Source organism: Streptomyces sp. P9-A4, assembly GCF_036634195.1.
GTDB lineage: Bacteria > Actinomycetota > Actinomycetes > Streptomycetales > Streptomycetaceae > Streptomyces.
Map to the genome: position 1 here is coordinate 329,954 of NZ_JAZIFY010000002.1, position 14,674 is coordinate 344,627.

The 14,674-nt window shown below is 72.7% G+C and carries 17 protein-coding genes; 8 read left to right on the forward strand and 9 right to left on the reverse strand.

Annotation, left to right across the window (positions count from 1 at the left end; translation table 11 throughout):
• Positions 1–15 precede the first annotated feature (15 nt).
• Together V4Y03_RS32220 and V4Y03_RS32225 are read left to right on the forward strand one after the other, a co-directional pair.
• Positions 16–243 carry a hypothetical protein gene (locus V4Y03_RS32220; RefSeq protein WP_332437788.1) on the forward strand — a complete coding sequence of 76 codons (228 nt, stop codon included), beginning with the start codon at positions 16–18 and terminating at the stop codon, positions 241–243.
• A 61-nt stretch (positions 244–304) separates the two neighbouring features.
• A complete protein-coding gene (locus tag V4Y03_RS32225; RefSeq protein WP_332437536.1) occupies positions 305–1,156 on the forward strand; it encodes an MBL fold metallo-hydrolase in 852 nt (283 codons plus the stop codon).
• A gap of 3 nt (positions 1,157–1,159) precedes the next feature.
• Here the strand turns inward: V4Y03_RS32225 and V4Y03_RS32230 are convergent, their stop codons facing one another.
• The 8 genes from V4Y03_RS32230 to V4Y03_RS32265 form a co-directional block, all read right to left on the reverse strand.
• Positions 1,160–1,753 carry an Rv1733c family protein gene (locus tag V4Y03_RS32230; RefSeq protein ID WP_317872784.1) on the reverse strand — a complete coding sequence of 198 codons (594 nt, stop codon included), beginning with the start codon at positions 1,751–1,753 and terminating at the stop codon, positions 1,160–1,162.
• A gap of 48 nt (positions 1,754–1,801) precedes the next feature.
• Positions 1,802–2,761, reverse strand: coding sequence for an Hsp20 family protein (locus V4Y03_RS32235; RefSeq protein WP_332437537.1), 960 nt, complete (start codon positions 2,759–2,761; stop codon positions 1,802–1,804).
• Positions 2,762–3,073: 312 nt separating this feature from the next.
• Complete coding sequence (locus V4Y03_RS32240; protein ID WP_332437538.1) at positions 3,074–3,979, reverse strand: universal stress protein; 906 nt, start codon at positions 3,977–3,979, stop codon at positions 3,074–3,076.
• 270 nt (positions 3,980–4,249) lie between these two features.
• On the reverse strand, positions 4,250–4,975 hold the full coding sequence (locus tag V4Y03_RS32245; RefSeq protein ID WP_332437539.1) for a helix-turn-helix domain-containing protein: 726 nt from the start codon (positions 4,973–4,975) through the stop codon (positions 4,250–4,252).
• Positions 4,975–5,628 carry a universal stress protein gene (locus V4Y03_RS32250; protein WP_332437540.1) on the reverse strand — a complete coding sequence of 218 codons (654 nt, stop codon included), beginning with the start codon at positions 5,626–5,628 and terminating at the stop codon, positions 4,975–4,977. The genes V4Y03_RS32245 and V4Y03_RS32250 overlap by 1 nt, the downstream gene beginning before the upstream one ends.
• 158 nt (positions 5,629–5,786) lie before the next feature.
• The gene (locus V4Y03_RS32255; protein ID WP_332437541.1) at positions 5,787–6,011 is read right to left on the reverse strand and encodes a transposase; all 225 of its coding nucleotides are present in this window, start codon (positions 6,009–6,011) and stop codon (positions 5,787–5,789) included.
• A 20-nt stretch (positions 6,012–6,031) separates the two neighbouring features.
• Positions 6,032–7,570, reverse strand: coding sequence for a HAMP domain-containing sensor histidine kinase (locus V4Y03_RS32260; protein WP_332437542.1), 1,539 nt, complete (start codon positions 7,568–7,570; stop codon positions 6,032–6,034).
• Positions 7,567–8,304 carry a response regulator transcription factor gene (locus V4Y03_RS32265; protein WP_317872777.1) on the reverse strand — a complete coding sequence of 246 codons (738 nt, stop codon included), beginning with the start codon at positions 8,302–8,304 and terminating at the stop codon, positions 7,567–7,569. The genes V4Y03_RS32260 and V4Y03_RS32265 overlap by 4 nt, the downstream gene beginning before the upstream one ends.
• A 287-nt stretch (positions 8,305–8,591) precedes the next feature.
• Between V4Y03_RS32265 and V4Y03_RS32270 the strand changes: the two genes are divergently transcribed.
• The 6 genes from V4Y03_RS32270 (at position 8,592) to V4Y03_RS32295 (ending at position 14,244) form a co-directional block, all read left to right on the forward strand.
• On the forward strand, positions 8,592–9,962 hold the full coding sequence (locus tag V4Y03_RS32270) for a ferredoxin reductase family protein (RefSeq protein WP_332437543.1): 1,371 nt from the start codon (positions 8,592–8,594) through the stop codon (positions 9,960–9,962).
• Positions 9,963–10,016: 54 nt separating this feature from the next.
• Positions 10,017–10,430, forward strand: a complete 414-nt coding sequence (locus V4Y03_RS32275) for an FMN-binding protein (RefSeq protein WP_332437544.1) — start codon at positions 10,017–10,019, stop codon at positions 10,428–10,430.
• On the forward strand, positions 10,423–11,208 hold the full coding sequence (locus tag V4Y03_RS32280; RefSeq protein WP_332437545.1) for an FAD:protein FMN transferase: 786 nt from the start codon (positions 10,423–10,425) through the stop codon (positions 11,206–11,208). The genes V4Y03_RS32275 and V4Y03_RS32280 overlap by 8 nt, the downstream gene beginning before the upstream one ends.
• Positions 11,209–11,269: 61 nt before the next feature.
• A complete protein-coding gene (locus V4Y03_RS32285; RefSeq protein WP_332437546.1) occupies positions 11,270–11,503 on the forward strand; it encodes a hypothetical protein in 234 nt (77 codons plus the stop codon).
• 87 nt (positions 11,504–11,590) lie between these two features.
• The gene (locus V4Y03_RS32290; protein ID WP_332437547.1) at positions 11,591–12,982 is read left to right on the forward strand and encodes a GH1 family beta-glucosidase; all 1,392 of its coding nucleotides are present in this window, start codon (positions 11,591–11,593) and stop codon (positions 12,980–12,982) included.
• Positions 12,979–14,244 (forward strand): MFS transporter, encoded by a 1,266-nt coding sequence (locus tag V4Y03_RS32295; protein WP_443079909.1) that lies wholly within the window; start codon positions 12,979–12,981, stop codon positions 14,242–14,244. Before V4Y03_RS32290 ends, V4Y03_RS32295 begins: the two co-directional genes overlap by 4 nt.
• Positions 14,245–14,335: 91 nt before the next feature.
• Here V4Y03_RS32295 and V4Y03_RS32300 read toward each other — a convergent pair whose 3' ends face one another.
• Positions 14,336–14,530, reverse strand: a complete 195-nt coding sequence (locus tag V4Y03_RS32300; protein WP_317875507.1) for a lipopolysaccharide assembly protein LapA domain-containing protein — start codon at positions 14,528–14,530, stop codon at positions 14,336–14,338.
• Positions 14,531–14,674: the final 144 nt, after the last annotated feature.

The window sequence follows — 14,674 nt, forward strand, 5'->3', positions numbered from 1 at the left end:
GAAGGAGGGCCGACCATGACCGAGGCAGCCCCGAACGCCCCTCGCAGCACTCCGCGGCCCGCACTGCTCAGTTTCCTGGGCGGCGTGGGCACCGTCACCGGCAGCAAGTTCCTGGTCGAGAGCGACCATGCGCGAATCCTCCTCGACTGCGGTCTCTTCCAGGGTTTCGCGACCCTGCGACGCCGCAACTGGGAGCGGTTCGCCCGCAGAACGCGCTCTGCTCGGGGTCCCGGGAGTCGGTGACGACCAGGATCTCCTCGAACTTCGCGCCGCACGACGACAACCGCCGGACGAGCGCCGCACGGTGAAGGTCTCGAACGGGGACCTGGGGCGGCCCGGGCACCCGCTGCTGCCGCCCGAGCCGTTCTCCGGCGCCGACGCGCTGCTCATGGAGTCCACGTACGGCGACCGCCGCCACGACCAGGAGTCCGCCCGCTCGGGGTTCGCCGCCGTGATCGCCCGGACTCTCGCCCGGAGCGGCACCGTCGTCATCCCCGCCTTCGCCATCGACCGCACCGAGGTCGTCCTGCACGAGCTGACCCTGCTGCGCGAGAGGGGTGTCCTGCCCCGGTCGGTCCCCGTGTACGTGGACAGCCCCATGGCCCTGGCCGCCCTGGACGTCTACCGGGACGCGGTAAGCGAGCGCTCCCCCGAGCTGCGGCCGGAAATCCTCGCCGAGGGAGCTGCCGCGCTGAGCCCGGAGCCGTTCCTCGCCGCGCGTACGGTCCAGGAATCCATCGGGATCAACGAGGTCGGCGGCCCCGCCGTCATCGTCTCGGCGGCCGGCATGGCGACCGGCGGCCGTGTTCTGCACCACCTGCACCGGCTGCTCCCGGACCCGCGCAACGCGGTCGTCGTGGTCGGCTTCGCCGCGGCCGGCACCCGGGCGCGGGACCTGGTGGACGGTGCCAGGACGCTGAAGATGTTCGGCGAGTACGTGCCCGTACGGGCTGAGGTCGCCGACGTACCCCACTTCTCGGCCCACGCCGACGCCGACCAGATCCTCGACTGGCTGCGCGGCGCCCCTCCCCCGCATACCACCTACCTCGTCCACGGCGAACCGGCCGCGTCCGAGGCGTTGCGCGACCGCATCGACCACGAACTGGGCTGGGCCGCCGTCGTACCTCGCTCGGGTGAGGCCGTCCTGGTCCGGTGACGGTCAGTCGTCGTCGGCCCCCGGAGAGCTCCCCCGGCGGAGCCGGCCGGACCACACGGGTTCGACCTGCTCCCACTCCCGTTCCCAGGCGTCGAGCCGACGGGATCCGGTCCGCCGTCGTACGAGGACGAGGGCGCCGGCCCCGATCGCTCCGACGGAGGCCATGGCGACGCTCCCGCCCGAGAACGAGGTCAGTGCGCGGTCGACGGCGCTGCCCGCAGGGCGGGCGGGGGTGCCGGCGTCATCCACCCAGATCGTCACCGTGCCGCCCCGGGGCGTCCCTGAAGGGACGTGGACGGTGCCGTACCGAAGGACGTGGTCGGGCTGTTCCCAGACCGCGGGTGCGACGGACTTCGGCGTCGCCCCGTACCGGGTGGCGACGGGCGGGTCCTTGGCAGGCGCGGTGGTGGTCGCCCGCACCTGGTGGCGGTGGGCGGCGATTTCACGGTCGGCCCTGGCTCCGGTGTTCCACAGGCTCGCGGTGGCCACGACGCCGCAGATCAGGGAGATCATCAGGACGAGGACCAGTGCGGCGCGAGCGCCGGGTCCCCACCCGGACGGCGTGGGTCGCGGGTCCGACCGCTTGTGGTGGTCCATGTCGCACCTCCGGGCGGAGTCGCCTGCCGGACGGGCCGCCGGCACCTGTCAGCGCATGGTGCCGAGTTCGGTTCCGATGTGGTGGGCCCACTCCCGGATCCGTTCCGGGTCGCGGAAGTCTGCGCCCTTTCCGTGGCGGACCAGGGACCGGCTGACGCGGCCCGGGGTCTCGCCGGTCACGGCGCCCCCGAAGGTCATGTGCTCCCGGGCGCCGAGGCTGTTCATCCGGCGGGCGACACCGGGTACCGGCGGGATGTCGTGCTGCTCGGCGGAGTCGTCGAGGGGGCCGCTGCTGAAGAGCCAGACCGGGCGACGGCGGAGCTGGTCGGCGTTGCGCCGTACGCACCGTCGCGCCTTGCCGTTCCAGTGCCCGGCATAGAGGGCCCCGCCGAGTACGACTCCGTCGTAGCCGCTGACGTCGGAGACGGTGTCGGCCGGCAGGACGACGGCATCGAAGCCGTCGGCCTTGAGCGTCCGGCCGATCTCGTCGGCGATCCCTCTGGTCGCGCCGTGCTTGCTGCCGTATGCGACCAGGACTCGTCGGGGGTTCACGACGTGGCCTCCTTCGGGCGGGGTGCCGCCTCGCTTCACCGGGATGGTGCGTGCGGCGCCCGTCTCCTGCTCGGGCAGCGGTACGCGGATGGTGAGGATGCCGTCCGTGTACGACGCCTCGACGTCGTCGGCCGGGATCGTGCCCGGCAGACGTACGGTTCTGCGGAACGATCCGTAGCGGAACTCCGAGTGCTCCTTGTCCTCCTCGCTCTCGCTGTGCTCCGCGCTCACGGTGATGAGGTTGTCGTCGACGGTGATGCTGATGTCGTTGTCCGGGTCCATTCCCGGGAGCTCGGCGCGCAGTACGTACACACCGTCACCGCTGTTCACCTCCACCGGAATGGAGTGAGCGGTCGTCGCGGGTCGCCATCCCGGCAGCCCCGGAAACTCCCGGCTGAACCAGTCGTTGAAGTCGGGGAAGAGGCTGTGCCTGCGTTCCACCTTGCCTCCGGCCATCGTTCTGCTCCTCGGTTCGGGGGCCCAGGACGCTCGCCGCGGACCTGATCCCGTACGGACAGGCGGTGGACCGGGTTACGGGGCCGGTCCGCCTCCGTAACCCCATCGTCTGCCCGCGAGGTCACGTCGCGCAGCGTCCAAGGGGGCTGTCCGGCGGGGCCGAACGGGCCGCACCTGGACCGACCGGCCCATGGCGCCACGGCTCCGGTGCTGTCAGCGGCGGATCTCCTCGACGGAGCGCCCGCCCGAGGCGTGGCGTCCGGGGCCGGGGTCGGTCGCGCGGGAACGGGACCGTTCCGAGCAGTGTCTCGTTCACGTCTCCTCGACCCGGGTGGCGAAGGCGGGTGGAACGATCTCCACCGGGCAGTGGGCGTGGTGGAGCAGGGTGTGGGCGACGCGCCCCAGTGACGGGCCCGCACCCAGGACACGGTGTTCTCTGCCCATCACGAGCAGATCGGTATGGGCACTCGTCTCCACCAGGGTCCCGGGCGTGCTCGTGCCCGTCTCGACATGGTGGCTGATGTCGAGCCCGGGGTAGAAGTCGCGTACACGGTCGGCGAGCGCCTTGATCTCGTGCACGCGCTGCCGCGCGATCTCGTCCAGGTCGTCCAGCATGCTCACGACGCTGCCGACGTGGGTGAGCACGTTCCAGACGCTCACCAGCCGCAACAGCGCCTTGCGGGCGTCGGCCTCGGCAGCCGCGACGAGCAGCCAGCCGAGATCCGAAGCACCGTGTACGGCCGCCGTCACCGAGCCCGACTCGGGGCGGTCGCCGTCACCACGGACGACGATCACGGGCGCCTCGGCGCGAGCGGCCACGCCCAGACCGACGGAGCCGAGCATGAGGGCGGAGAAGCCGCCGAGCCCCCGGTTGCCCACCACGATCGTGCCCCCGTGGCCGGCGGCCGCCCGGAGACCGGCGACCGGCTCCTGGCGGCTCAGTTCCTTCGTGACGGCAAGGTCCGGAAAGCGCTCCTGGACCGTGCTCGCGGTCTTGATCAGCAGGTCGCGGCCTGCTTCGCGTACCGCCTGGAGCGTATCGGCATGGGCGAAGAGCGCACGGCGGTCGGTGTCGGCGGCGTGGACGAGACGCAGGGAACGGCTCCGTCGGTCCGCCTCGTCGGCGGCCCAGAGAGCGGCCCTGCGCCCGGAGGGAGACCCGTCGACCCCCACGACGACATCGCCGAGCTCCGGTCGAGCGGGGGTCTCGCTGGTCATGGTTCCTCCTCCGGGGTACGCCCGGCGCTCGGGAGCACGTCCCGAGGGGCGACACCTCTCACGCTGACACCGTGGCGGGCCTCCCGGGGATGGGCCGTTCGGCCCCGATCGAGACCTGCCCGGCCCTGCCTGCCAGGGGGAGGACTGGCCGAACCCTCCCGACGCGCCCCTGCCGTACGCCCGCACCTCGGCCGAGCGGGCGGAGAGTCTCCTGCGGGACGAGGGGGACCTCGTACGGAAGGACCACCCTGGCCTGCTCGCAGTCGGCGATCACTGTCGGGGCGGGTCTTGGCCGGCGGACCCGGACGGTGTGCCGGGCGCGCCCGGCACCCGGATGCGGCGGCCGGTCACCCGGCGCGGCGAGAGCGTCACCACGGTGTCCCGCCCGTCCCCGGCCCACGGCTCCGAGTGGATCGCGTCCCTGATCCTCCGTACCGAGGTCTCGTCCGACACCCTTCGTACCGGACCGACGAGGAGCACGCTCCAGCCCTGGCTGAAGGCTTCGTCCAGGCGATCCTCCTCGAAGGCGACTTCCGCGCCGGAGGCCGCGCCGCGCGCGAGGGACGAGTCGGCGGCCGTCATGAAGACGATCTCCCGGTCGACGACCTGGTAGTTCACGGGGATCACCATGAGCCCGTCCCGTCCTTCGACGGCGACCCGGCCGACGCCGTGGCCGTCGAGCAGCTCCCAGCACTCGGCTTCGCCGATGTCCTCCATCTGTGCGCGGTACCCGGCGCGGGCTCCTCCGGGTGCGAGGTCCGCCGTGGACCCGGTGAGATCCCGGACGGTGGTCTCCAGGGCGTTCGCGAGCCGGACCAGGAATTCGATCCCCGGAGTGGACACCCGCTCCTCCACGTAAGCGAGGAATGCGGGGGTGGTTCCGGCCCGCTCGGCCACGTCCTCCCGGGACAGGCCGAGTTCTGCGCGCCTGGCCGCGACGCGGCGGCCCAGATCGCTCGTGGCGTGTGGGGTATGACGGTCTTCGGCCGTGTTCATCACCGCTCTCCTTCCATCCGCTCCGGACGCCGCTGGGACACGACGGCGACCGGACGATCGGCGTGGTGCAGGGCGCGGTGGGCGACCCTGCCCAGCTCCGGACCGACGAGCCCGTCCCGGCGCCGGGCTCCCACGACGAGCAGGTCGGCGGCGGAGCGCTCGGTCAGCACCCGGTGGGCGGGTCCCTCGACCGTGGTCCTGCGCGGGCGCACCCGGGGATGCTCGGACGCCGTGTCCGCCAAGGCCTTGCCGAACGGTTCGAAAGACCCCGCGAAGTGGGGTCCTCCGTCCCCACGCAGAAGGCCGGCGAAATCGCCGCGCCCGCGGGACCCGACGACGAGGATCGCGCCCGTCCCTCCCTCTCCGAGGAGCGCGCTGGACGCGTCCTCGGCCAGGACGTCCGTGGTGAGGGGGAGGTCGGGTGCACGGCGCCGGGCGCGTTCGGCCGCGGTGCCGACGATGTTCTCGGCGAGGATCTGGCCCGACGGCCGGTCCGTGGCGCAGGCCGGCACGACTCCTTCGTGCCGTTCCCGCAGCGAGGCATGGACGATCCGCAGGGGAAGCCCGTGCCGTACGGCTTCGTCGACCGCCCGGTCCAGGGCCGTGAGACTGGCGCCGCACCCGTCGACTCCTGCCACCAAGGGCGGTTCCATCGTGCCCACCACCTCTCCGGGGTCGTGTGGTGCCTGCTGCCACGCTCGCACCGGGCCGAAGGAGCCGGGTAGGGCCGGTCGGTCCCGGGCGCGGCCCGCACGGACCACATGGGGAGGCGACGCGGTGACACGAAGGGAGGAGGGGCTCCTCCTCACCTTCACGAAGACCTGCCACGGCCGTCCCGAGACCGACGCTCATGCCTTCCACCATGCGTCCCGATCGGCCGCTGGTCATGGGGCCGACCGGTCCGCACCCGGTGAAGAATCCCGTCGATCACCTGCCGATGATCACGCCACCTGCCACAACGTCTGTTGCTGACCGGCAGGAACGGCCGCAGCCGTTCCCACTCCGCATCGCTCAGATCACCCCGCCCCGTGCCCACAGCAACGACCCGAGCACGGGCTAGTCACATGATCGGCCGGACAAGTCCTGGGCTTCGCCGCCGTCCCCGTCGTGGACGCCGTCGTCGTCGCGCCGCGACGGCAGTCGCAGAGTGAAGCGGGTGTGGCCGGGGCGGCTGGTGACTGTTGCCCGGCCGTCGTGGGCGCGGGTCACGGCGTCCACGATGGCGAGGCCGAGGCCGGTCGAGCCTGTCGCGCGGGAGCGCGAGGAGTCTCCCCTGGTGAACCGGTCGAAGACGCCGGGCAGCAGCTCGGCCGGGATGCCCGGGCCATCGTCCGTGACGGTGAGGACGACCCCCTCCGCGTCGGCGGCGAGGCCGACGGTGACTCGGGTACCGGCCGGTGTGTGCCCGCCCGCGTTCGCGAGGAGGTTGCCGAGGACCTGGTGGAGGCGGTCACCGTCGCCGGTGACATGGACGGGCTCCTCGGGAAGGTCCAACTCCCACAGGTGTCCGAGGTGCCGGGCGGTCGCGTCCGCCACGGTGTCGAGAACCACCCGGGTCAGGTCGACGTCGTCCCTGCGCAGGCTGCGTCCCGCGTCCAGCCGGGCCAGCAGCAGCAGTTCGTCCACCAGGAGGCTCATACGGCGGGACTCGGCGTCGATCCGTTCGAGGGCGTGCCGGACATCGTCGGGCAGGGTGTCGCCGTGGCTGCGCAGTACGAGTTCGGCGCGGGCCCGTACCGTGGCCACAGGGGTGCGCAGTTCGTGTCCGGCGTCGGCGGCGAAGGTGCGCAGCCGTTCCTCGACCACATGGCGGCGTTCCAGGGCGTCGCCGACATGGCCGAGCATCCGGTTGAACGCACCGGTGAGCCGGCCCGCCTCCGAATCCGGCCGGGTGCCGGGCAGCGGCGGCGGCATGGCGACCTGCCCCGCGGCGAGCGGAAGCCGGGTCACCTCGTCCGCGGTCGCGGCCAGTCGTTCGAGGGGGCGCAGGGAGAACCGGGTCCAGGCCGCGGTGGCCACCCCGGTCGCGGTGAGGACGATCGCGAACACGATCGTCTCCACGGCCGCGAGACGCTCCACCGTCTCCTCGACGGGGTGCAGGGGCAGCCCCGACAGCAGGACGTCGCCGTCGTCGCCGCTCCAGGCCGCGACACGGTACGCCCCGAGGGACGTGAGGTGCACGGTGCGGGGCCGGGCGTCCGCGGGCACGGCTGCGAGCGCCCGCGCGTCGTCGGCGGTCAGCGGCACCCTGACGTCGCTGGTTCCGCGTACCACAGCGGTCTGCGCGATCCGGCCCCGCAGCAGTCGGACCCCGAGCGTCCCGTCGGCCTGCCCCCGGGTGTCTCCCCCGCCGTCGGCATCGGGCCGGTCCTCGTGTTCGAGGCTGACGGCGAAGCGGCCGCCGCCCACCACGATCTGCTGGTCGAGGCGGCTGACCAGGAAGCTGCGCAGGGCGAGTACGGTGACCAGGCCGACGATGAGGCACGCGAGGGCGAGAAGCACGACGAGCCCGGTGGTCAGCCGGGCACGGAGCGAGTGCGGCAGGCGGGGTCGGAACCGCCACCCGCGGACACGTGACGGGCGCCGCGCGGTCATCGGCGCTCGGGGCGCAGGACGTAGCCGACGCCGCGCACGGTGTGGATGAGCGGCGGGCGGCCGGCGTCGATCTTCTTGCGGAGATAGCTGATGTAGAGCTCGACGACATGGGCGCGACCACCGAAGTCGTACCGCCAGACGTGGTCCAGGATCTGCTGCTTGGACAGCACTCGGTGCGGATTCCGCAGGAGGTAGCGCAGCAGCTCGAACTCGGTGCGGGACAGGTCGACGGGAACGCCGCCGCGGGCGACCTCGTAGCCTTCCTCGTCCATGACGAGGTCGGCGAGGACCAGACGCGGTCCACCGCTTTGGGTGACCTCCGCGAGCCCGGCCCGGCGCAGCAGCCCCCGGAGTCTGGCCAGCACCTCCTCAAGGCTGAACGGCTTGGTGACGTAGTCGTCGGCGCCCGCGGTGATCCCGGCGATCCGGTCCTCGACGGCGTCGCGCGCGGTGAGGAAGAGGACGCACAGGGTCGGACGGGCCGCGCGCAGCCGGGCCAGCACGTGCGGGCCGTCGTGGTCCGGCAGCATCCAGTCGAGAACCACCGCGTCCGGGCCGAAGGTCGCGGCGACGGCGGTCGCCTCGGCGGCTGTTCCCGCGGTGCGCACCTCCCAGCCTTCGGTGCGCAGGGCTGCGGCCAGCACCTCGGTGAGGTCCTGCTCGTCGTCGACGACCAGCACCCTGGGACGGGTGCCGTCGGGGCGGCGCACCTCGGTACGCGGCGATGGGTTCATGGTCCTTCCAGGATGCCGGACGACGCTCAGTCGCAGATCCGCCCCTTCCTCTGAGTTTCCTCTGAACAGGTCGCCGCCGCCCGCCCGTGCGCCGTCCGGGCCCGCTCGCGTCCGGGGCCGGGGGGGCCGCACGGTCCGGGGCAGGCGGGCCGCTCGGCGCGGCCGTCCGGGGCGGGCGGGCCGCTCCCGCGCGGGGTCCGGTTCAGAGGCTTCTCACAGGATCACGGACCACAGTGGACGCGGCCCCGGCGTCGTGCCGGGTCACGGGACCGAAGGCGAGGGAACGGATGAGCACGGAAGTCGCACGGACGGCGCGGCCGGGCGGCCGACGTCGTGCCGGCCGGACCGCCGCCCGGTCCGCGACCGTCGTGGTGATCGCCGTCCAGGCGGCGATCTGGGCCGGGGCCACGGCGGTGCTCGCCCTGTGGTGGGTGGACACGGCCTCGGTGGTGGGGCCTGCCGGCTGGTTGACCGGCGCGGGCCGGATCACCGGTCTGCTCGCGGGATACGCCTGCGCGGTACTGGTCGTTCTCATGGCGCGGGTGCCGATCCTGGACCGCACGGTGGGCACGGACCGGATGGCGCGCTGGCACGCGGCGGTGGGCCGCTACACCATCGGGCTGACACTGGCCCACGCGGTGCTGATCATCGAAGGCTACGCACTCATCGGCCGGACGGATCCGGTCACCGAGGGTGTCCGGGTGGTCCTGCACTACCCGGACATGCTCAAGGCGACGGCCGCGCTGTTGCTCCTGCTGCTCACGGCGGTGGTCTCGGCGCGCGCCGCACGCCGCCGGCTGAGCCACGAGACGTGGTTCTACCTGCACCTCCTCACGTACGCGGCGATCTTCCTCGCCTTCGGCCATCAGCTCACGAACGGTGCGCAATTCGACCGGCCGGCCGTGCGGGTCGGCTGGTACGTGCTGTACGCGGGGGCCGCCGCTCTGGTCGTCCGGTACCGGCTGCTCGCGCCGGTGCTGCTGGCCCGGCGCCATCGGCTGCGGGTCTCCGAGGTCCGCCGGGAGGCCCCTGACGTGGTGTCCGTCGTCGTCACCGGCGAGCGACTCGACGAACTCACCGTCCGACCGGGCCAGTTCCTCCGCTGGCGGTTCCTGGTACCGGGGCTGTGGTGGACCGCGTCGCCGTACTCGGTGTCCGCCGTCCCGGACGGACGCAGCCTGCGCATCACCGTGAAGGCGCTGGGCGGCCACAGCGCGGCACTCGCCAGGGTCCGACCGGGCACCCGGGTGTCGGCCGAGGGCCCGTACGGCGCCCTCACCGCGGACCGCGCGGCGGGACGGCCCGCTCTGCTGCTCGCGGCCGGGGTGGGCATCACCCCGCTGCGGGTGCTGTTCGAAACGCTGCCGGGGGATCCGGTGCTGATCCACTGGGCGCGACGGCCCGAGGACCTGGTGCTCCGACACGAGATCGACGCGATCGCCGCACGGCGGAACGCACGCGCCTACTACTCCGTCAGCCATCCGGCGGGCTACCGCCTGCCGTTGGACGCCGCCACGGTGCGCAGCCTGGTCCCGGACGTCGCGGGGCGGGTCTGCTACCTGTGCGGACCACCCGGCTGGGCCGCGGCGGCGGAGGCGATGCTGCGCGAGGCGGGGGTGCCCGCCCGCCGGATCCACCAGGAGTCGTTCACCTGGTGAACCCGCCGGGTCGACCGAGACACCTGCCCGCCCACCGATCCCGAGAAGGCCCCCATGCGCCGTCTTCTGCTCTCCGTCGCGGTCACCGTGGCCGGAATCTGGTCTCTGCTCGCCCTGAAGCCGCATCAACCGGCCGTCGTCGCGGCCCCGCCCCGGACCGGTTCCGCCGGCACGACACCGGACGGCCCGGCGTCCGGCACGTACACCGGGGACGTCGTCGACACCCGGTACGGGCCGGTGCAGGTGCGCGTCACGATCGCGAACGGACGGCTCGCCGACGTCCACGCGGTCAGGACCCCGTCGGAGAACGAACGCGACCGGGAGATAGCCGGCTACGCGGTGCCGACGCTCACCGGCGAAGCCCTGACCGCGCAGAGCGCGCACATCGACACGGTGTCGGGTGCCACGTACACCAGCGAGGGCTACATCCAGTCCCTGCAGAGCGCGCTGGACCAGGCCCATGGATGACCGGACCGAGGCCGGGGCGGTCCCCTGGCGGCACGCCGAACCGGTGATGGGCACCGTGGTGTCCTTCACCCTGCGCCACCCTCGGACGCCAGAGATGCGGGCCGCGCTGGGCGAGGCGGTGGCGCTGCTGCACGAGGTCGACCGGGAGTTCTCCCCGTTCCTGCCCGACAGCGCCGTGAGCCGCCTGCGGCGTGGCGAGTCGGGCCGAGCCGACACCGCTCCCGCCGTACGGCGGGTGCTGGAACTGTGCGACCTCGCGCACAGCCGCACCCGGGGCGCCTTCGACGCCTGGGCGGACGGCCGGCCCGATCCGTGCGGTCTGGTGAAGGGCTGGGCCGCCGAACGGGCCTGGCAGGTGCTGCGGAAGGCGGGCGCCACCGATGCGTGTGTGAACGCGGGCGGTGACGTACGGGTCGGTGGCGCACCGGGACCCGCGGGCGTCTGGCGTACCGGGATCGCCGACCCCAGGCGCCCGGGGCGGCTGCTCGCGGTGGTGGGGGGACGAGATCTCGCGGTCGCCACCTCCGGCACGACGGAGCGGGGCGCGCACATCATCGACCCGCGCACGCGGGCACCGGCCACAGAGCTGCTGTCGGCGACGGTGACGGGCCCGGAACTGTTGTGGGCCGACGTCTACGCGACGGCGGCGATGGTCCTGGGCGCGCGCGAGGCGCATCGGTGGATCACCACTCTGCCGGGGTACGCCCTGCTCACGGTGGCGGCGGACGGCGAGGCGCGGGCGTCCGGGAACTTCCCGTTCCTCGCTTCGTCCGGGTAGGGGCCGGAGCCGCGCCGAGGACGCCGGGATCGGCGCGGGCGGCGCGATCGGCGCGGGCGGCGTGACCGGCGCGATCGGCGTGACCGGCGCGATCGGCGTGACCGGCGCGATCGGCGCGATCGGCGCGATCGGCGCGATCGGCGCGATCGGCGCGATCGGCGCTCCCCTCTGGTCGCGCCACCGCCCGGTGCACACCGGAAGCCGACCGGTCCCGCACCCGTCCCCGTCGCACCTCCACCACCCCCGCATCGGTCGTGACACCTGTCGGCCTCCCCCGGCGTCGCGAAAAACATGAGACTTGTTCACTTTCCATTGACAGGGCACACCCGGTGACCCGAAAGTGCCGTGAGCAACTGCACGCCGCCGATCGAAGCGAGTCCTCATGACAGCGCCCGTACCCGAGTTCCCGGCCGGATTCCTCTGGGGAGTCTCCGCCTCCGCCTTCCAGATCGAAGGCTCACTCACGGCCGACGGCCGCGGACCGTCCAGCTGGGACGCCTTCACCGGGGAAGAGGGGCGCGTCAAGGACGGTTCGCGCGCGGACGTGACCACCGACCACTACCGGCGTTACCGCGAGGACGTCGCGCTGATGGCCGAACTCGGCGTCGGCGCCTACCGGTTCTCGGTCTCCTGGTCCCGCGTCCTGCCCGAAGGGCACGGCCGCGTCAACGACAAGGGGCTGGACTTCTACGACCGGCTCGTCGACGAACTGTGCGCCTCGGGGATCACCCCGGTGCCCACGCTCTTCCACTGGGACACCCCGCTCGCCCTGGAGAAGGACGGCGGCTGGCTCAACCGGGACACCGCCGAGCGTTTCGCGGCGTACGCCTCGGTGGTCGCGGAGCGGCTCGCCGACCGCGTACCCCGATGGATCACCATCAACGAACCCGCCGAGGTCACCCTCCTCGGCTACGGCCTCGGCGAGCACGCCCCCGGCCGGCGCCTGGTCTTCGACGCCCTGCCCGCGGCCCACCACCAACTCCTCGCCCACGGACTGGGCGTGCAGGCGCTGCGCGCCGCGGGCGCCCGCGAGATCGGCATCGCCGCCTCCCACAGCCCCATCTGGACCGCCGGCGACAGCGACGACGACCGCGCTGCCGCCGAGCTGTACGACACCCTCACCAACCGTCTCTTCGCCGACCCCATCCTGACCGGCAGCTACCCGGCGGGCCTTGGCTCGCTCCTCCCCGGCCCGGTCGAGGAGGACCTCAAGACGATCTCGGAACCCCTCGACTGGTACGGGATCAACTACTACAACCCGATGCTCGTGGGCGCCCCGCAGCCGACCGCCGCCGCAGCCGCGGAGGCGTCCGCCGGCTCTTCGTTCGGCGGCATCGAGATTCCGCCGGACCTCCCCTTCACCATCGGGCAGATCGAAGGACGCGAACTCACCGACTTCGGCTGGCCGGTGGTCCCGGACGGGCTGCGCGAACTCCTCGGGATCATGCGGGAGCGCTACGGCGACCGGCTGCCGCCCCTCTACATCACCGAGAACGGCTGCTCGTACGGTGACGGGCCGGACCCCGAGACGGGGCGGATCGACGACGCCCGCCGGGTCGCGTACCACGACGGTCATGTGCGCGCGCTGCACGAGGCGATGGCCGAGGGCGCCGACGTCCGCGGCTACTTCATCTGGTCGATCCTCGACAACTTCGAGTGGGCGGAGGGGTACCGGCAGCGCTTCGGGCTCGTCCACGTCGACTACGAGACGCTGGCACGGACGCCCAAGGAGTCGTTCGCCTGGTACCGCGACCTGATCAAGAGCGGCAGGTGACCGCCGAGGGGACGACGGCGGAGGGAACCGCCGCCGGCCCGGTCCCCGAGCCCGGTACTCCGGCCGGTGGGCGGTGGGTGGGCGCGCTCTCCCTCGCCAACCTCGGGGTCTGGGTCGGCTGGTTCGGCCCGCTGCAACTGCTCCTGGCACGCCAGGCCGAGCACCTCACGCCCGACCACAAGGCGTCAACCCTCGCCCTGGTGACGGGAGTCGGAGCGGCGGTGTCGATGGTCGCCAACCCCGTCTTCGGCGCGCTCTCCGACCGGACGACGGCGTCCGTGGGACGGCGGATCCCCTGGGTGGTCGGCGGAGTGGTGGGCGGTGCGGCCGGACTCCTCGTCCTCGCCGCGGCGCAGAGCGTCATGACGGTGATCGCGGGCTGGTGTCTCGTTCAGCTCGCTCTCAACGCGGCCTTCGCCGCGCTCACCGCGGCCGTCCCCGACCAGGTGCCGCAGCGGCAGCGCGGTCTCGTCGGCGGCTGGCTCGGCGTCTCCCAGGTCGTCGGCATCCTGGTGGGCACGGCGCTCGCCACGGTCGCGGGCGGGGTGGTCGGCGGGTATCTGGCCTGCGCGGTCTTCACGGTGCTCGCGGCCGTTCCGTACGTCGTGATGCGGCGCGACACCCCGCTCCCCCCGGCCGCCCGGCCGGCCTTCCGATGGCGGACCTTCCTCGGCGGCTTCTGGATCGATCCGCGCCGCCACGCCGACTTCGGGTGGGCCTGGCTCACCCGGTTCCTGATGAACCTGTCGTACTCCATCAGCACGATGTACCTGCTCTACTACCTGACCGACGCCGTGCGCTACGACGGCGACGCGGACAACGGCGTACTGATCCTCACGGCGCTCAACGCGCTCACCCTGCTCTCCACGGTGGTGATCAGCGGCATCCGGTCGGACCGCAGTGGCCGACGGAAGTCCTACGTGATCTGGTCCGGCCTCGTCATCTCCGCGGCCACCCTGCTGCTCGCGGTCTGGCAGACCTGGACGGGAGCCGTCGTCGCGTCGCTCGTGCTCGGCCTCGGTTTCGGCGTGTACACGGCCGTGGACTTCGCCCTGCTCACTGACGTGCTGCCGGCGGCGGAGGACCGGGGCAAGGACCTGGGCGTCATCAACATCGCCAACGCGCTCCCGCAGGTCCTCGCCCCCGTGATCGCGGCCCCGGTCGTCACCCACTTCGGCGGCTACACGGCCCTGTACGCCTTCGCGGGCGCCCTGGCTCTCGCGGGGTCGGTCCTGGTACGGCGCATCCGGTCGGTGCTCTGAGGCGTGTCGCGGCCGGGGCGTCCGCGGTGCGGGACGACGCGGCCGGTGTGGACGTAGGCGCCGTCGCCCGGCAGGGCGGCGGCGCCTGTCGTCACCGTTGCGCGCGGCGGCGGGCGATGAGCAGGCCGAGGACGATGCCCACGAGGAGGGTGACGGTGAGGACGATCCAGAGTGGCAGCGTGACCGTCGGGACCCACAGCCTCAGGGTGACCGAACCGGTGTTGACCGCGATGAACCAGATGGCCAGGGCGGCGAGGACCACGAAGCCGATGGTGCGCACCCGCATGTCCCGCCCCTTGACCGTCAAGGTCGACGGTCCATGCGACTTCCTTGTGGTGTTCTGGGACATAGATCCCATTATCAGCTGAAATCACCTCCTGGTCGACCGCACCGCCCCTGCGAGCGGGCCACATTCCTGCTTCACTCGAAG